Genomic DNA, 17,044 nt, shown 5'->3' on the forward strand with positions numbered 1-17,044 from the left:
TCACCACCGTGCGGCCCCCGTGGGCCGGCAGCGCCACACCGGCCCCGCGTGGGCCCCCGCGTGCCCGAAACCGGGGCACGGAACACTACGAACCGTGCGCAAGCGGACGGGGTCCCGTCTGCCCGCACACCGGAAGAACGAACCAGCGGTGCCCGGATTTTTCGGGGCACTTCGGGCGTTTGCCCAGGAGGAGGAGCGAGAAGTGACAGACACCACGAGCGGTTCCGCACGCGGGTCGAAGTCCGAGAAGGCCGCGGCCAAGGCCGGCAAGGCCCCGAAGGGCGGTCTCCGGATGGAGCGCATCCACACCACCCCTGGCGTGCACCCGTACGACGAGGTCCGCTGGGAGCGGCGCGACGTCGTCATGACCAACTGGCGCGACGGCTCCATCAACTTCGAGCAGCGCGGCGTCGAGTTCCCCGACTTCTGGTCGGTCAACGCCGTCAACATCGTCACGTCCAAGTACTTCCGCGGCGCCGTCGGCACCCCCCAGCGCGAGTGGAGCCTCAAGCAGATCATCGACCGCGTGGTGCTCACCTACCGCGCGGCCGGCGAGAAGCACGGCTACTTCGCCACCAAGGACGACGCCGAGATCTTCGAGCACGAGCTGACCCACGCCCTCCTCCACCAGGTGTTCAGCTTCAACTCGCCGGTCTGGTTCAACGTCGGCACCAAGCAGCCCCAGCAGGTCAGCGCCTGCTTCATCCTGTCCGTCGACGACTCCATGGAGTCGATCCTCGACTGGTACAAGGAAGAGGGCATGATCTTCAAGGGCGGCTCCGGCGCCGGCCTCAACCTCTCCCGGATCCGCTCCTCCAAGGAGCTGCTCTCCTCCGGCGGCAACGCCTCCGGCCCGGTCTCCTTCATGCGCGGCGCCGACGCCTCCGCCGGCACCATCAAGTCCGGCGGCGCCACCCGGCGCGCGGCCAAGATGGTCGTCCTGGACGTCGACCACCCGGACGTCGAGGCCTTCATCGAGACCAAGGTGAAGGAGGAGGAGAAGATCCGCGCCCTGCGCGACGCGGGCTTCGACATGGACCTCGGCGGCGACGACATCACGTCCGTCCAGTACCAGAACGCCAACAACTCGGTCCGCGTCAGCGACGAATTCATGACCGCCGTCGAGAACGGCACCGAATTCGGCCTGCGCGCCCGGATGACCGGCGAGGTCATCGAGACCGTCGACGCCAAGAAGCTGTTCCGCAAGATGGCCGAGGCCGCCTGGGCCTGCGCCGACCCCGGCATCCAGTACGACTCCACCATCAACCACTGGCACACCTGCCCCGAGTCCGGACGCATCAACGCCTCCAACCCGTGCTCGGAGTACATGCACCTGGACAACTCCAGCTGCAACCTCGCCTCGCTGAACCTGATGAAGTTCCTGCGCGACGACGACTCGTTCGACGCCGAGCGCTTCGCCAAGGTCGTCGAGCTGGTCATCACCGCGATGGACATCTCCATCTGCTTCGCCGACTTCCCCACCGAGAAGATCGGCGAGACCACCCGCGCCTTCCGTCAGCTCGGCATCGGCTACGCCAACCTGGGCGCCCTGCTGATGGCCACCGGCCACGCCTACGACAGCGAGGGCGGCCGCGCCCTGGCCGGCGCCATCACCTCGCTGATGACCGGCACCGCCTACCGCCGCGGCGCCGAACTCGCCGGCGTCGTCGGCCCGTACGACGGCTACGCCCGCAACGCCACCGCCCACCAGCGGGTCATGAAGCAGCACGCCGACGCCTCCCTGGACGCCGTCTCCTTCGACGACCTGGACGCCCCGGTCTGGCTCGCGGCCAACAAGTCCTGGCAGGACGTGCTGCGCATCGGCGCGCAGAACGGCTTCCGCAACGCCCAGGCCTCGGTCCTCGCCCCGACCGGCACCATCGGCCTGATGATGGACTGCGACACCACCGGCGTCGAGCCCGACCTCGCCCTGGTCAAGTTCAAGAAGCTCGTCGGCGGCGGCTCGATGCAGATCGTCAACGGCACCGTCCCGCGCGCCCTCAAGCGCCTCGGCTACCAGGACGAGCAGATCGAGGCGATCGTCGCCCACATCGCCGAGCACGGCAACGTGGTCGACGCGCCGGGCCTCAAGGCCGAGCACTACGAGGTGTTCGACTGCGCGATGGGCGAGCGCTCCATCTCCCCGATGGGCCACGTGCGGATGATGGCGGCGATCCAGCCCTGGATCTCCGGCGCCATCTCCAAGACCGTGAACATGCCCGCCGCGGCGACCGTCGAGGACGTCGAGGAGATCTACTTCGAGGCGTGGAAGATGGGCGTCAAGGCGCTCGCCATCTACCGCGAGAACTCGAAGGTCGGCCAGCCGCTCTCGGCCAAGAAGAAGGACTCCGAGGCCAAGGCCGAGGAGACCCCCGCCGCCGTGGTCGAGAAGGTCGTCGAGTACCGCCCCGTCCGCAAGCGCCTGCCCAAGGGCCGCCCGGGCATCACCACCTCCTTCACGGTCGGTGGCGCCGAGGGCTACATGACCGCCAACTCCTACCCGGACGACGGCCTAGGCGAGGTCTTCCTGAAGATGTCCAAGCAGGGCTCGACCCTCGCGGGCATGATGGACGCCTTCTCCATCGCCGTCTCGGTCGGCCTGCAGTACGGCGTGCCGCTGGAGACCTACGTCTCGAAGTTCACCAACATGCGCTTCGAGCCGGCCGGTCTGACCGACGACCCGGACGTGCGGATGGCCCAGTCGATCGTCGACTACATCTTCCGCCGCCTGGCGCTGGACTTCCTGCCGTTCGAGACCCGCTCGGCGCTGGGGATCCACTCCGTCGAGGAGCGCACCCGCCACCTGGAGACCGGCTCGTACGAGCCGCTGGAGGCCGAGGAGCTCGACACCGAGTCCCTCGCCCAGTCCGCCCCGGTCGCCGCGGCCAAGCCGGCCCCGGCCCCCGCCCCGGCCGTGGAGGCGCCCAAGGCGGCCCCGAAGCAGGCCCACAACTCCACGGAGCTGATGGAGATCCAGCTCGGCCTCAACGCCGACGCGCCGCTCTGCTTCTCCTGCGGCACCAAGATGCGCCGCGCCGGCAGCTGCTACCTCTGCGAGGGCTGCGGCTCCACCAGCGGCTGCAGCTGACCGCAGCGCTGACCCCGCGCGGGTGAGCCACCGCTGAGACGGGGCGAGCCGTCGCTGAGGCGGGGCGAGGACTTTTACGTCCTCGCCCCGCCTCTTCTCGTTGTCCCGGGGCGCCGATGTCACGAACCGGGGGTGGTGGTCGGTCGTAGGGGGTGACAGTGCTGGGTGAGAGGAGCGGCGTGGTGACGGGGACGGTGCTGGTGACCGGGGCGACGGGGACGTTGGGCCGGGAGGTGGTGCGGCTGCTGGTGGCGCGCGGGGTGGCGGTGCGGGGGTTGAGCCGGCGGGCGCGGGAGACGGGTGACGGGGTCGAGTGGGTGGTCGGGGACCTGGTGGGCGGGGCGGGGATCGCGGCGGCCGTGGCCGGGGTGGAGACGGTGCTGGACTGCGCGACCACGCAGGGGCGGAAGGACGTGGCGGGGGTCGGGCGGCTGGTGACTGAGGCCCGGCGGGCCGGGGTGCGGCACCTGGTGTACGTGTCGATCGTGGGGATCGACCGGGTGCCGCTCGGGTACTACCGGGCGAAGCTCGACTGTGAGCGGCTGGTGCGGGAGTCCGGGCTGGGGTGGACGGTGCTGCGGGCGACGCAGTTCCACGACCTGCTGCTCAAGGCCTTCGACCTGAGCGCGCGGCTGCCGGTGTTCCCGGTGGCGAGCGGTGCCGAGGTGCAGCCGGTGGACGTCCGGGAGGTGGCGGAGCGGCTGGTGGACCTGGTGGGGCGGGAGCCGGCCGGGTTCGCGCCGGAGGTGGGCGGGCCGCGGGTGCGGTCGTACCGGGAGCTGGCGCAGGCCTACCTGCGGGCGGCGGGGCGGCGGCGGCCGGTGCTGCCGCTGCGGGTGCCGGGGGCGGCGGGTCGGGCCCTGCGGGCGGGTGGGCTGACGACGCCGGAGCGGGCGGTGGGGCGGGGGACCTTCGAGGAGGCGTTGGAGCGGCGGTTCGGCTGAGCCGGGGGCCCGTCGGTCGACCTTGACGAAGTTGTCAACCAGGGTTGACATTCCTGAGAGTGTCAACCAGAGTTGACGTCATGAGCGAGAGCGGAGAGCTCGCGGCCGCCGCGAGCAGTCGTGACCCCGCCGTGGGGCTCCGGGCGGTCCGCGCCCTGCGTGATCTGGCGGACCGTCTGGAGGCCCTCCAGGTGGGCAACGCCCGGTCACAGGGCTGGTCCTGGCAGGACATCGCGGTCTGCCTCGGGGTGACCAGGCAGGCGGTGCACAAGAAGCACGCACGGCGGGGGCCCGGCAAGGGCGAGGACGGAGGCTGAGCGATGTTCGAACGGTTCACTCAGGGGGCCCGGCGGGCCGTGGTCATCGCCCAGGAGGAGGCGAGGCAGCTGCGGGACGACCGGGTCGGGACGGAGCACCTCCTGCTGGGGATCCTGGAGCAGTCGCAGGACCCGGCACTGGCCGTGCTGATCGGGGCCGGCCTGGACCAGGAGGCGGCGCGGCAGGCGGTGCGACGCCTGCGGGGGAGGGGGGACCGGGAGGTCCTGGCCACGATCGGGGTCGACCTGGACGCGGTGCGGGAGGCGGTCGAGGCGGCCTTCGGGGAGGGGGCGCTGGACGCCCCGCCGGAGGAGGGGCGCAAGCGCTGGGGCCGGTTCCGCTCCGGCGGCGCCACGGCCGGGCACATCCGGTTCTCGGCCCCGGCGAAGAAGGCGCTGGAGCTCTCCCTGCGGGAATCGCTGCGCCTGGGGTCGAAGGAGATCGGGGCGGGCCACCTGCTGCTCGGGGTGCTCCGCGAGGGGGAGGGGCTCGGGGTGCTGGTGGTCGCCGACCACGGGCTGGACACGGCGGAGGTGCGGCAGGCGGTGGAGGCGGAACTGGCCTGAGCGGCGGTGCCGGGAAGGGGTGGAAGGTGTCGCCGTGCGGTGTACTCGGCGTGAATGAAGGAGATTGACCGTCAACTAGCGGGTTGAGGGCAATGTCTGAATCGATATGATCAGCCGAAAGCGTGAACCGATCAGCCGCCCGGAGACGTTTCGCGACGCCACCGGGCGGTCTGGTATGCGCCCGACCAGCTGTCGGCGGCCGCGACCGTCGCCGACCCGCCGCCCGCGCCGCCGCCCGCCGACGTTGCCGAGGACCGCCCCGATGAGAGAAGCCACCAGCCCCGACGGTCGGCCGCGCCGCCGCTCCGCGCCGCGCACCGTCGCCCTGACCGCGGCCGCCGTGCTGCTGGCGCTGGTCGCCGCGCCGGTCGGCATCGGCCGGGCCCTGGGCGCGCACCAACCGCTCACCGCGCTCGCGGTGGCCGCCGTGGCGGTGCTCTGGCTGATCGTGGTCGGCCTGGCCGCGAGCGGCGCCGAGCGCGCCCGCCGGCTGACCGGGGACCTGGCCGCCCAGCACCAGGAGACCCGGGCCGCGCTGGTCGCCGCCGGCACCGCCCGGCAGGCCGAGACGGCCGCCCAGGACCGGGCCGCCGCCGCGTTCGCCGAACGGGACGCCGCCCGGGCCGAGCACGCCCGGGTCGAGGCGGACCTCACCGCCGCGCAGGCCGAGTTGGCCCGGCTGGGGGCCGAACTGGCGGCCGAGCGGGCCGCGGCCGACGCGGAGCGGGAGCGGGCCGCCGCCGAGCGGGCCGAACTGGAGCGGATCCCCGAGGGCGTGCTGCCCGAGCTGGTGAAGAAGCTGCGCGGGGGCGCGTCCGTGGACAGTGCGCTGGCCGCCCACCGCCGGCACCCCCAGTACGCGCTGCTGCGGGCGGTCGGCGAGGAGGTCGGCCGCGGCGAGCGGCTGCGGGCCGCCGCGCTCGCGGTCTGCGCGACCGCCGCCGGCCGGGTCCAGGCGCTGGCCACGAGCATGCACGCCGAACTGCGCGAGATGCAGCACCGGCACGACGAGGAGGTCCTCGGCGACCTGCTGCGGCTGGACCACTCGACCGCCCAGGCGGGCCGGATGGCGGACAGCATCGCGGTGCTCACCGGTGCCCGCTCCGGCCGCCGTTGGGCCAAGCCGATCGCGGTGGAGTCGGTGCTGCGCGGTGCGCTCGGCCGGATCGGTGCCTACCAGCGGGTGCGGCTGCACAACGCCAGCACCGCCGCGGTGGCCGGCTTCGCGGCCGAGGGCGTGATGCACGCGCTGGCCGAACTGCTGGACAACGCCACCAACTTCTCCGCCCCGCCGGCCGAGGTGCACGTCTACGTCGAGGAGGTGCCGGCCGGTCTGGCGGTCACCGTCGAGGACAGCGGGCTGGGCCTGAGCGACAGTTGGCTGCGCCGGGCCGAACGCGCCGTCTCCGCCGAGCCGCTGGACCTCGCCACGCTGTCCGCCGGCACCCGGCTGGGCCTCGCGGTGGTCGGCGTGCTGGCCCGCAAGCACGGGCTGCAGATCTCCTTCCGGCCGTCGGCCCGCGGCGGCACCGGGGTGGTGATGCTGATCCCGCAGCAGGTGGTCACCCACCCGGCTCCGGCGCCCGCCCCGGCGGCCGCGCCCGTGACGGCTTCCGGGGCGGCTTCCGGGCCGGCCGTGGAGTCCGTGCGCCCCGCGCTCACTCCCGCCCGCCCGGCGCCCGCCTCGCTGCCGCCCGTGCCCGCCGCGCCGAGCGCCGCCCCGACCGCGGTACCGACTACGGCACCGGCCGCGGTACCGGCCGCCACGGCGGTCCCGGCGCCCGCCGCGCCCGCCCAGACCCCGTCCGGGCCGACCCGGATGACCGACAGCGGCCTGCCGCAGCGCCGCCGCGGGCAGACGCTGGCCACCACCACCCCGGCGGCGGCCCCGGCCGCGAAGCCCGTACGGACCGACGCGGTGCGCGCCGCCGCCCGGTTCGGGGCCTTCCGCCGGGCCGCCCAGCCGGCGCTGCCCGCCCCCGGGACGGCGCCGACCGCGGACTCCGAGACCACGCCCGACGCTTCCCCCGTCACCGAGAAGGACTCCCGATGAGCAGCGCCACCGACCGCGACCTCGACTGGCTGTTGGAAAACCTGCTGGCGGCAACCCCCGGCTCCCTGCACGCCCTGGTGCTGTCCGCCGACGGCCTCAAGCTCTGCCACACCGCCGGGCTGAGCGCCGACCAGGCCGACCAGCTGGCGGCGATCGCCTCTGGGCTGCAGAGCCTGGCGCACGGCGCCTCGATCGAGTTCGGGGACGGCAGCGGCGGCGTCCGGCAGTCGATGACCGAGTTCCACGGCGGCATCCTGTGCATCGTGGCGGCCGGTGAGGGCGCGCACCTCGCGGTGGTCACGGACGACGAGGCGGACGTGGGCGTGGTCGGCCACAACATGCACGGCCTGATCGAGCAGATCGGCGTCCACCTCAGCGCGCCCGCCCGGGAGGCGGCCGCGGAGTCCGGCGCGGCCGCCGCGGGCGAGAGCGCCGGGATATGAACGCCGGGCCGGTGCTGCCGGGCCGGGACGACGACCCGGACCGCCTCTACACCATCACCGGGGGTCGCAGCCGCGCCCCTTCGGTCGCCTTCGACCTGGTCACCCTGATCGTCGCGGAGCGACAGCCGGCGCCGGGGATGCAGTCGGAGCACGTCCGGATCCTGCGGATGTGCGAGGCCCCGACGGCCGTGGTGGAGGTGGCGGCGGAACTGTCGCTGCCGGTCTCGGTGGTGAAGATCCTGCTCGGCGACCTGCTGGAGGCCGGGGCGGTCACCGCCCGGCACCCCAGGTTCGCGCCGAACAAGGCCCGGCTGCCCGATCTCGACACGTTGAAGCAGGTGCTGCATGGCCTCCAACGGCTCTGACCTCCAGGACCTCCGGCCCGCGGCGCGCACCCCGCTGCGGGCGACCGCCGACAACGCGCTGAAGATCGTGGTGGTCGGCGGGTTCGGGGTGGGCAAGACCACCCTGGTCGGCTCGGTCAGCGAGATCCGCCCGCTGAACACCGAGGAGGTGATGACCCGGGCGGGGGAGGGCATCGACCCGGCCGGCAGCTGGGGCAAGCGCTCCACCACCGTCGCCTTCGACTTCGGCCGGATCACCCTGTCGGAGCGCCAGGTGCTGTACCTGTTCGGCGCGCCCGGGCAGGAGCGCTTCTGGTTCCTCTGGGACCGGCTGTTCAGCGGTGCGCTGGGGGCGGTCGTGCTGGTGGACACCCGGCGGCTGGAGGACTCCTGGTACGCGATCGACCGGCTGGAGCACCACGGCACGCCGTTCGTCGTGGCCCGCAACAACTTCGGCGAGCCCGGCCACACCCTGGAGCAGGTCCGGGAGGCGCTGGACCTGCCGCCGGAGGTCCCGCTGGTGGACTGCGACGCCCGTGACCGGGAGTCCGGCAAGCGGGTGCTGATCGCGCTGGTCCACCACCTGGCCGCCCTCGCCGGGGCCGACGCGGCGGCGCTGGCCGAACCCGGCGAACACGGCGAACCCGGTACGGCGTTCGGGCCCGATGCGGCCTCCGGGCCCGACGAGCCGGGTGAGCCGACCGTCCCCGGAGCACCCGACGCGATCTACGAGGAGAGCACCCCGTGACCGAGCCCGCCGTCACCCCGCCCCCGGGCTGCCCGGCGCACACCGGCGCCACGCCGCTGTACGGGCCGCGCTTCCAGACCGACCCGGCCCAGCTCTACCGCGAGCTGCGCGCCGCCCACGGCCCGGTCGCCCCGGTCGAGCTGGCCGGCGGCGTGCCCGCCTGGCTGGTCATCGGCTACCGGGAGCTCCAGCAGGTCACCGGCCAACCGCAGCTGTTCGGCCGGGACTCCAGCCGCTGGCACGCGTGGCAGACGCTGCCCGCGGACTGGCCGTTGAAGCCGATGATGGCCCCGGTGCCGTCGATCCTGTACGCGGAGGGCGAGGAGCACGTCCGGCGGTCCCGGGCGGTCACCGACGCGCTGGCCGGGATCGACCCGTACGAGCTGCGCAAGCACGCCGAGGAGATCGCCGACGGGCTGATCGACGAGTTCGCCGGGCGCGGCGAGGCCGATCTGGTCGCCGAGTACGCGCACCGGATGCCGCTGCTGGTGCTGTGCCGGGTGCTGGGCCTGGACGAGGACCAGGCGCCGCAGCTCATCGCGGCGCTGCTGGCCATGCTGGACGGCGGTGCGGACGCCCCGGCCGGCGCCCAGCGGCTGCTGGAGCTGATGCTCGCGCTGGTGGAGGAGAAGTCCGAGCGCCCGGGGGCCGACGTGGCCTCGCGGATGCTGGAGCACCCGGCGGGGCTGACCCACGACGAGGTGATGCGGGACCTGCGGGTGCTGCTGATCTCCGGCCACCAGCCGAGCTCGTACTGGATCTCCAACGCGCTGCGGCTGATGCTCACCGACGAGCGGTTCTCCGCGTCGCTGGCGGGCGGGCGGCGCAGCATCAGCCAGGCGCTCAACGAGGCGCTCTGGGAGGACACGCCGGTCCAGATCTTCGCCGGGCGCTGGGCGGTGCGGGACACCCAGCTCGGCGGCCAGCGGATCGCCGAGGGCGACATGCTGCTGCTGGGTTTCGCCGGGGCCAACGCGGACCCGTCGGTGCGCCAGGCCGACGGCCGTCCGGCCGAGGGGAACCGGGCGCACATGAGCTACTCGTACGGCGAGCACGGCTGCCCGTTCCCGGCCCAGGAGGCGGCCGAGGTGATCGCCACCACCGCGATCGAGGTGCTGCTGGACCGGCTGCCGGACCTGCGGCTGGCGGTGGCCGAGCACGCGCTGGTGTGGCGGCCCTCGGCCTGGGTGCGCGGACTGGTCGCGCTGCCGGTCTCGTTCAGCCCGGGGTACTAGCCCACGCCCTGGGGAGGTCTTGCGGATCTTGGTCGGGCCGGTCAGGATCCACAGGACGTGCACAACCGTTCGAAGACCCCTTACGTCAAGGAGAGTTGCCGCCGATGACCGCTGCCCCGGCCCCGGCCCCGATCGCCCTCGACCCGTTGGCCCGCGACAACGCCGCCGAGGGTGCCCTGCTGCGGGCCGCCGGTCCGGCGGTGCCGGTCGTGCTGCCCGGCGGGGTCGCCGCCTGGGCGGTGACCCGGCACGCGGCCGCGCGCGACCTGCTGACCGACGCCCGGTTGGTCAAGGACGCCCGGCACTGGGCGGCCTACCAGCGCGGTGAGGTGCCGAAGACCTGGCCGCTGATCGGCCTGGCGGTGCCGGGCCCGAGCATGGTGACCACGGACGGTGCCGAGCACCGCCGGCTGCGGGCGCTGGTCGCCCAGGCCTTCACCCCGCGCCGGGTCGAGCTGATGCGCCCGCGGGTGGAGGAGATCACCCACGCGCTGCTGGACGCCCTGGCGGCCGGGGAGCCGCTGGTCGACCTCAAGTCGGCCTTCGCCTTCCCGCTGCCGATGACGGTGATCTGCTCGCTGCTGGGCGTTCCGGAGTCGGAGCACGGCCTGCTGCGCGACCTGTACGAGCGGTTCTTCGGGGTCAAGCCCGACCCGGAGGGCATCCAGGCGACCGTCGCCGGGCTGAACGCCTTCGTCAACGGCCTGGTGGCGCAGCGCCGTTCGGCGCCGGGCGAGGACCTGGCGAGCGCGCTGCTGGCGGCGGACACCGAGGGCGGGGCGCTCACCGACGCGGAGGCGGCGGCCACCCTGCGGGTGATCATCGCGGCCGGCCACGAGACCACCGTCAACCTGATCGGCAACGCGGTCCGGGCGCTGCTGGCGCACCCGGACCAGCTGGCGCTGGTGCGCGCGGGCGAGGTCTCCTGGGACGCGGTGGTCGAGGAGTCGCTCCGCTGGACCCCGCCGACCAGCAACTTCCTGTTCCGCTTCGCCGCCGAGCCGATCGAGGTCGGCGAGCTGGTGATCCCGGCGGGCGACCCGGTGCTGGTCTCGTACAACGCCATCGGCCGGGACCCGCTGCAGCACGGGGTGACGGCGGAGCTGTTCGACATCACCCGGGACCCGACCCGGCACCTGTCCTTCGGCCACGGTCCACACGTCTGCCCCGGCTCGCCGCTGGCCCGGCTGGAGGCGGCGGTCGCGCTGCCGGCGCTGTTCGAGCGCTTCCCCGGGCTGTCACTGACCGTGCCGGACGGCGAGCTGCGGCCGAGCCCGTCGTTGGTGGTGAACAGCCTGCAGGAGCTGCCCGTCCGGCTCTGGTGACCGGCCCGACCGGCATCTGCTGACGGCTCGTCAGATGCGTGGCCTCGTCCGGATTCCGGGCGGGGTCGCAGGGGTTAGTGGGGCATGCCCGCGGGCCCCCGGAGGGCGGTCGCCGGTTTCGGACGTGATGATCGGGGCACCGGTGTGGGGGAAGGTCGACCATGGACCTTGGCGGCGGCGGAAGGCTGCGTTAACGTCGTCGGACCGGTTCGGCCGTCCGTCCGTTCGCTCGTCCGTCCGTCCGTTCGCTCGTCCGTCCGTCCGTTCGTTCGCCCGCTCGCCCAGCGATCCCTGCACGCCCATCTCCGGTACAGCGCAATGTCGTTCAGTCCACCCGAGGCAGCCCACCCGAGGCAGCACGCCCTGGCGAGGAGGACCGCATTGACCCTCAACCCGAACGCGCCGTCCGCGAGTTCACGCCGTCGAACGGTGGCCGTACCCGCCCTGCTGGCGGCGCTGGCCCTGACCGCGGCCTGCTCGAACAGCTCCGGCGGTTCGGGCGGCGGCGACGGGGCGGCCCGGACGCTGACCGGCGACTGCGCCAAGTACCAGCCGTACGCCGGGCATTCGGGCACCACGGTGACGATGTTCGCCTCGATCCTCAGTCCGGAGTCGGACAACCTGGAGAAGTCCTGGGCCGAGTTCAGCTCGTGCACCGGGATCAAGATCAGCTACGAGGGGTCCAACGACTTCGAGTCCCAGCTGCCGGTCCGGGTGGCCGGCGGCAACGCCCCGGACTTCGCGATCATCCCCCAGCCGGGCCTGCTGGCGCAGATGGTGAAGAGCGGCAAGGTGGTCAAGCCGCCCGCCCAGACCGTCGCCAACCAGGACAAGTGGAGCCCGGTCTGGAAGACCTACGGCTCGGTCGACGGCACCTTCTACGCGGCGCCGATGAGTGCCAACATGAAGTCCCTGGTCTGGTACTCGCCGAAGGCCTTCAAGGCGGCCGGCTACGAGGTGCCGAAGACCTGGGCGGACCTCATGGCGCTCAGCGACCGGATCGCCAAGGCGGGCGGCCCGAAGCCCTGGTGCGGGGGCATCGCCTCCGGCACGGCCACCGGCTGGCCGGCCACCGACTGGCTGGAGGAGGTGGTCCTGGGCACGTACGGCGGTGAGGTGTACGACCAGTGGGTCGGCCACCAGGTGAAGTTCTCCGACCAGAAGATCGCCACGGCGATGCGGACGGTCGCCGACTGGATGCTGAACCCGGCCTGGGTCAACGGCGGTTACGGCGACGTCAAGTCGATCGCCACCACCACCTTCCAGGACGCGGGCGCGCCGATCCTCACCGGCAAGTGCGCGATGCTCCAGCAGGCCTCCTTCTACGAGGCGCAGTGGCCCAAGGGCACCAAGGTCGCCCCGGACGGCGACGTCTTCGCCTTCCACCTGCCCGCCGTCAACCCGGCGATCGCCAACCCGGTCGAGGGCGGCGGCGAGTTCCTGGCCGCCTTCTCCAGCAAGCCCGAGGCGCAGGCGGTGCAGAACTACCTGTCCAGTTCGGACTGGGCGAGCAGCCGGGTGAGGACCGCGACCGGCTGGGTCTCGGCCAACCAGGGCGTGGACAAGTCCCTGTACACGGATCCGATCGACAAGCTCTCCGCGGAGGCGCTGACCGACCCGAGCGCCACCTTCCGCTTCGACGCCTCCGACATGATGCCGGCGGCCGTCGGCTCCGGGCAGGAGTGGAAGTCGCTGACCGCCTGGTTCGCCGAGGGGCAGTCGATCCAGAAGGTCGCGGCCGACATCGACGCCGCCTGGCCGAAGTAGCCCGCTGAGGTAGCCGTTCGGGGCAGCTGCCGAGGTGGCCGCCGAGGCAGCCGTCGAAGCGGTCCGCCCGGCCGGATGTCCGGGACCACCCGCCGAGGGCGGTGCGGGGCCACCCACCCGCACCGCCCGCCCCTCCTCCCCGTCACCTGCTTCCTCACCTGCTCCCTGACCCCGCTTCCCCTTCCTGCTGGACGAACCGAAGGGACGTGCAGCCATGCCCGTAACCGGCTCCCCGCCGGCCGCCGGCTCCCTGGCCGTCGGCGCCTGGGGCGACGCGGCGATCAAGTTCGGCAACAGCTTCGGCGCGATCGCGGGCTTCCTCGGCGTCCTGCTGGTGGTCTTCCTGGTGGCCGGACGCGCCCGGGGCCGGCTGGCCCGCCCGCTGGCCGTCCTGGTCTTCCTGGGCCCGGCGGTGCTGCTGCTGGCGGTCGGCCTGGTGGCGCCGCTGATCCGTACGGTCTACCTGAGCCTGCACAGCGCGGACGGCAGCACCTTCGTCGGCGGCGAGAACTTCGGCTGGGCGTTCACCACCGACTCGGTGCGGAAGGTGCTGCTCAACACCCTGCTGTGGCTGGTGGTCGCGCCGCTGGTGGCGACCGGTCTCGGCCTGGTGCTGGCGCTGCTGGTGGACCGGATGCGCGGCCAGTCGGTCTACAAGTCGCTGATCTTCATGCCGATGGCGATCTCGCTGGTGGGCGCCTCGATCATCTTCAAGTTCGTCTACGAGGCGCGCGGCAAGGACCAGCCGCAGATCGGCCTGCTCAGCCAGCTCGCCCACGCGGTGGGCTGGTCGGACCCGCCCAACTGGCTGCTCAGCCAGCCGCTGAACACCTTCCTGCTGATGGCGGTGATGGTCTGGGTGCAGACCGGCTTCGCGATGGTGGTGCTCTCGGCGGCGATCAAGGCGATCCCGGACGAGGTGGTGGAGGCGGCCCGGCTCGACGGTGCGACCGGGGCGCGGCTGTTCTGGCACGTCACCGTGCCGATGATCCGCACCACGGTGATGGTCGTCCTGACCACCGTCATGATCATCACCTTGAAGGCCTTCGACATCGTCCGCACCATGACCGGCGGCAACTTCGGCACCCAGGTGCTGGCCAACGAGATGTACTCGCAGTCCTTCGTGCAGTTCAACGACGGGCGGGGCGGCGCCCTCGCGGTCCTGCTGTTCCTCGCGGTGCTGCCGCTGGTGGCCTACAACATCGTCCAGCTGCGGAGGGAGCGTGAGGTGCGGTGAGCACTCCTGAGGCGAAAGCCGTCAGCCGCCGTCCGGCCGGGGGGAGCCCCGTGCGGAAGGCTTTCAGCAGCCCCCTGGCCTCGCTGTTCGTGATCGCCGTGACAGTGCTCTGGACGGTCCCGACCCTCGGCCTGCTGGTGACCTCGCTGCGCCCCAAGCAGGACGTGACGAAGGACGGCTGGTGGAACGCCCTGCTCCATCCGGACTTCGGCCTCGGCAACTACCACGCGGTGCTGTTCGAGGGCGGCTCCGGCGGCTCCACTGGCCTGATGCCCTTCCTGGTGAACTCGCTGGCGATCAGCATCCCGGCCACCTTCTTCCCGCTGGTGCTCGCGGCGATGGCGGCGTACGCGCTGGCGTGGGTGCGGTTCCGCGGGAGCGACACGGTGTTCTTCACGGTGTTCGCACTCCAGGTGGTGCCGCTCCAGATGGCGCTGATCCCGCTGCTGCGGCTGTTCTCCGGCGGTGCGCACCTGGGGGCGCTGACGCTGATCCCCGCGGTGGACCTCAAGGGCAGCTACGCGCCGGTCTGGCTGGCGCACACCATGTTCGCGATGCCGCTGGCGGTGTTCCTGCTGCACAACTTCATCGCCCAGCTGCCGCGCGACCTGATGGAGGCGGCGGTGGTGGACGGCGCCTCGCACTTCAAGATCTTCCGTTCGATCGTGCTGCCGCTGTGCGCCCCGGCGCTGGCCTCGTTCGCGATCTTCCAGTTCCTCTGGGTCTGGAACGACCTGCTGGTCGCGCTCACCTTCGCCGGCGGCACGCCGGAGGTGGCGCCGATGACGGTCCGGCTGGCGCAGCTGTCCGGGTCGCTGGGCGGGCGCTGGGAGCTGCTCACGGCGGGGGCGTTCCTGTCGATCACCGTGCCGCTGATCGTCTTCTTCGGCCTGCAGCGGTACTTCGTCCGCGGACTGCTGGCGGGCTCGGTCAAGGGGTAGGGCGGGCGGCTCCGGCGGTGCGCCTTGGTGCCAGCGGGCCCGAGAGGCTTCTGAACGCGTTCAGAACCAACTTTTGAACTTGTTCAGAATCGTCTACAGTCGGCTGCGGCAGGGCGTCGAGAGCGCCCGCCCCGCGGACCGCCCGGAGGACGGCTTCCGCATGCCCGCCGACCACCGAGGGTGACTCATGCCAGGCCCGTCCACGCCTGCCCCGTCCGATCCGCAGCCGGGGGCCGAGCACGGCCCGTCGATCGACCACGGCCCGTCGGCCGAGCACAGCCCGTCGGCGGAGTACGGCCCGTCGGTCGAGTACGGCCCGTCGGCCGAGCCGGACGCGCAAGCCGCCCCGGACTCGCCGTTCGACATGTACCGGCCCGGCGCCCCGTACCGCTCGCCGAGCGCCCCCGTGCCCCCGCCGCCCGGCCGGCTGCGCGCCACCGACCCCGAACGGCACGCGGCCGCCACCCCCCGGGTCCTCCTGCTCGCCCTGCTCGCGGGTCTGCTGACGGCCTGGCTGCTGTACGACGGAGTCGGCGCCAACCTGCTGATCTGCGGCGCCGCCACGGCCGTCGTCGCCGGCCTGGTCGCCCGTACGGCCGGCCGCCGGATCCGGCCCTGGACGCTCGTCTGGAGCCTGCTGGCCCTCGCCCTGCTCGCCGTCCCGGCCCGCTGGGACGCGGGCTGGCCCGCCCTGCTCGCCTCCGGCTGCGCGCTGGGGCTGGCCTCGCTCGCCCTGCACGGCGGGCGCCGCTGGGCGGGGGTGCTGCTCGCCCTGCCCGCCCTGGTCTGGCAGTTGATCCCGGGCGTGAGCTGGATCTGGGACAGCCTGGAGGGCCGGCCGCTGCCGGGGGCCGGACGGGTCGTCCCGGTGCTCAAGGCGCTCGCCGTCGCCGCCGTCCTGCTGACCGTCTTCGGCCTGCTGTTCGCCGGCGCGGACGCCGCCATGGCGGACCTGCTGACCGGCCTGGTCCCCAGCTTCGACGTCCACCAACTGCCGGGGCGCGGCGCGCTGTTCGGGCTCGGAACGCTCGCCGCCCTCGGCTTCGCGCACATCGCCGCCGGACCGCGCCGCTGGGACCGGCTGGAGGTCCGCCCGGGCCGCGAACGGCGGCGGCTGGAATGGGCCCTGCCGCTGGTCGCGCTCGACCTGCTGTTCGGCGCCTTCGCGGTGATCCAGGCGGTCGTGGTGCTCGGCGGCGCGGACGCCGTGCTGGCCAACACCGGGATGAGCCGCTCCGCCTACGCCCGGCAGGGCTTCTGGCAGCTGAGCGTGATCACCGTGCTGACCCTGGTCGTGGTGGCCGTCGCCAAGCGCTGGGCCCCGCGCACCACCCCGGGGGACCGCCGACTGGCCAGGATCCTGCTCGGACTGCTCTGCCTGCTCGCGCTGGTCGTGGTCGCCTCGGCGCTCGGCCGGATGTGGTTCTACGTGGACGCCTCCGGGCTCACCAGGCTGCGGCTGTGGGTGCTGGTGGTCGAGATCTGGCTGGGCACCGTGTTCCTGCTGCTGCTCGCCGCCGGCCTCACCCGGCGGGGCGGGGGCCGGCTGCCGCGCGCCGTCGTCCTCAGCGGGATGCTCACTGTCGCCGTGTACGGGCTGATGGGGCCGGACGCGATCGTCGCGGAGCAGAACGTGGCCCGGTACGAGCGGTCGGAGCAGATCGACCTGCGCAACGTCCGTGACCTCTCGGCGGACGCGGTGCCCGCCCTGGACCGGCTGCCCGAGCCGGAGCGGTCCTGCGCGCTGCAACTGATCCGGCGGGACCTGGACCAGGACACCCGGCCCTGGTACGCCGCCGGCGGCTCGGTCGCCGGGGCCCGGCAGGTCCTGACGGAGCGGCCGCTGGTGGAGGGGCCGAGGTCGGGCCGGGGGCCCTGCGAGTGGGCCGGGCTGGAGCCCGAGCGGGGCTGGTAGCGGGCACCGGGGTCAGGTAGCGGGCACCGGGTCGGGCCGGGTACGGCTCGGAAGTGCTGCGGGCCGGCCGGGAGCGTGCTGCTCCCGGCCGGCCCGTTTGCGGTTCCGCCGCCCCTGCGG

Annotated in this window: 14 protein-coding genes; all 14 read left to right on the forward strand. The window is 73.2% G+C overall.

Going from position 1 to position 17,044, the window contains the following annotated elements; genetic code table 11:
• Nucleotides 1-202 precede the first annotated feature (202 nt).
• The 14 genes from ACZ4W5_RS08915 (at nucleotide 203) to ACZ4W5_RS08980 (ending at nucleotide 16,924) form a co-directional block, all read left to right on the forward strand.
• Entirely contained in the window at nucleotides 203-3,088 is a 2,886-nt protein-coding gene (locus ACZ4W5_RS08915; RefSeq protein ID WP_465653664.1) for a vitamin B12-dependent ribonucleotide reductase, read from the forward strand.
• Between the two features lie 182 nt (nucleotides 3,089-3,270).
• The gene (locus tag ACZ4W5_RS08920; protein WP_465653665.1) at nucleotides 3,271-4,032 is read left to right on the forward strand and encodes an SDR family oxidoreductase; all 762 of its coding nucleotides are present in this window, start codon (nucleotides 3,271-3,273) and stop codon (nucleotides 4,030-4,032) included.
• An 80-nt stretch (nucleotides 4,033-4,112) separates the two neighbouring features.
• Complete coding sequence (locus tag ACZ4W5_RS08925; protein WP_350513675.1) at nucleotides 4,113-4,349, forward strand: RNA polymerase subunit sigma-70; 237 nt, start codon at nucleotides 4,113-4,115, stop codon at nucleotides 4,347-4,349.
• A 3-nt stretch (nucleotides 4,350-4,352) separates the two neighbouring features.
• The gene (locus ACZ4W5_RS08930; RefSeq protein ID WP_465653666.1) at nucleotides 4,353-4,916 is read left to right on the forward strand and encodes a Clp protease N-terminal domain-containing protein; all 564 of its coding nucleotides are present in this window, start codon (nucleotides 4,353-4,355) and stop codon (nucleotides 4,914-4,916) included.
• Nucleotides 4,917-5,178: 262 nt separating this feature from the next.
• Complete coding sequence (locus ACZ4W5_RS08935; protein WP_465653667.1) at nucleotides 5,179-6,969, forward strand: sensor histidine kinase; 1,791 nt, start codon at nucleotides 5,179-5,181, stop codon at nucleotides 6,967-6,969.
• The gene (locus tag ACZ4W5_RS08940) at nucleotides 6,966-7,412 is read left to right on the forward strand and encodes a roadblock/LC7 domain-containing protein (RefSeq protein WP_465653668.1); all 447 of its coding nucleotides are present in this window, start codon (nucleotides 6,966-6,968) and stop codon (nucleotides 7,410-7,412) included. Before ACZ4W5_RS08935 ends, ACZ4W5_RS08940 begins: the two co-directional genes overlap by 4 nt.
• Nucleotides 7,409-7,777 carry a DUF742 domain-containing protein gene (locus ACZ4W5_RS08945; protein WP_360237519.1) on the forward strand — a complete coding sequence of 123 codons (369 nt, stop codon included), beginning with the start codon at nucleotides 7,409-7,411 and terminating at the stop codon, nucleotides 7,775-7,777. Before ACZ4W5_RS08940 ends, ACZ4W5_RS08945 begins: the two co-directional genes overlap by 4 nt.
• Nucleotides 7,758-8,504: a GTP-binding protein gene (locus ACZ4W5_RS08950; protein ID WP_465653669.1), complete on the forward strand. Its 747-nt coding sequence runs from the start codon at nucleotides 7,758-7,760 to the stop codon at nucleotides 8,502-8,504. The genes ACZ4W5_RS08945 and ACZ4W5_RS08950 overlap by 20 nt, the downstream gene beginning before the upstream one ends.
• Entirely contained in the window at nucleotides 8,501-9,739 is a 1,239-nt protein-coding gene (locus ACZ4W5_RS08955; RefSeq protein WP_465653670.1) for a cytochrome P450, read from the forward strand. Before ACZ4W5_RS08950 ends, ACZ4W5_RS08955 begins: the two co-directional genes overlap by 4 nt.
• A gap of 104 nt (nucleotides 9,740-9,843) precedes the next feature.
• Nucleotides 9,844-11,064 carry a cytochrome P450 family protein gene (locus tag ACZ4W5_RS08960; protein WP_465653671.1) on the forward strand — a complete coding sequence of 407 codons (1,221 nt, stop codon included), beginning with the start codon at nucleotides 9,844-9,846 and terminating at the stop codon, nucleotides 11,062-11,064.
• Nucleotides 11,065-11,445: 381 nt separating this feature from the next.
• Nucleotides 11,446-12,831 (forward strand): ABC transporter substrate-binding protein, encoded by a 1,386-nt coding sequence (locus tag ACZ4W5_RS08965; RefSeq protein WP_360237527.1) that lies wholly within the window; start codon nucleotides 11,446-11,448, stop codon nucleotides 12,829-12,831.
• A gap of 214 nt (nucleotides 12,832-13,045) precedes the next feature.
• A complete protein-coding gene (locus ACZ4W5_RS08970) occupies nucleotides 13,046-14,068 on the forward strand; it encodes a carbohydrate ABC transporter permease (RefSeq protein ID WP_360237529.1) in 1,023 nt (340 codons plus the stop codon).
• A 50-nt stretch (nucleotides 14,069-14,118) separates the two neighbouring features.
• On the forward strand, nucleotides 14,119-15,009 hold the full coding sequence (locus ACZ4W5_RS08975; RefSeq protein ID WP_465653672.1) for a carbohydrate ABC transporter permease: 891 nt from the start codon (nucleotides 14,119-14,121) through the stop codon (nucleotides 15,007-15,009).
• 187 nt (nucleotides 15,010-15,196) lie between these two features.
• Nucleotides 15,197-16,924, forward strand: coding sequence for a DUF4153 domain-containing protein (locus ACZ4W5_RS08980; RefSeq protein ID WP_465653673.1), 1,728 nt, complete (start codon nucleotides 15,197-15,199; stop codon nucleotides 16,922-16,924).
• Nucleotides 16,925-17,044: the final 120 nt, after the last annotated feature.

It is taken from the genome of Kitasatospora sp. NPDC029367 (genome assembly GCF_055569135.1).

What these genes read in the sequence shown, in the direction of transcription:
- ACZ4W5_RS08960 (WP_465653671.1), top strand. Translation starts at nt 9,844, where the DNA reads ATGACCGCTGCCCCGGCCCCGGCCCCGATCGCCCTCGACCCGTTGGCC.
- ACZ4W5_RS08945 (WP_360237519.1), top strand. Translation starts at nt 7,409, where the DNA reads ATGAACGCCGGGCCGGTGCTGCCGGGCCGGGACGACGACCCGGACCGC.
- ACZ4W5_RS08935 (WP_465653667.1), top strand. Translation starts at nt 5,179, where the DNA reads ATGAGAGAAGCCACCAGCCCCGACGGTCGGCCGCGCCGCCGCTCCGCG.
- ACZ4W5_RS08940 (WP_465653668.1), top strand. Translation starts at nt 6,966, where the DNA reads ATGAGCAGCGCCACCGACCGCGACCTCGACTGGCTGTTGGAAAACCTG.
- ACZ4W5_RS08970 (WP_360237529.1), top strand. Translation starts at nt 13,046, where the DNA reads ATGCCCGTAACCGGCTCCCCGCCGGCCGCCGGCTCCCTGGCCGTCGGC.
- ACZ4W5_RS08925 (WP_350513675.1), top strand. Translation starts at nt 4,113, where the DNA reads ATGAGCGAGAGCGGAGAGCTCGCGGCCGCCGCGAGCAGTCGTGACCCC.
- ACZ4W5_RS08930 (WP_465653666.1), top strand. Translation starts at nt 4,353, where the DNA reads ATGTTCGAACGGTTCACTCAGGGGGCCCGGCGGGCCGTGGTCATCGCC.
- ACZ4W5_RS08980 (WP_465653673.1), top strand. Translation starts at nt 15,197, where the DNA reads ATGCCAGGCCCGTCCACGCCTGCCCCGTCCGATCCGCAGCCGGGGGCC.
- ACZ4W5_RS08950 (WP_465653669.1), top strand. Translation starts at nt 7,758, where the DNA reads ATGGCCTCCAACGGCTCTGACCTCCAGGACCTCCGGCCCGCGGCGCGC.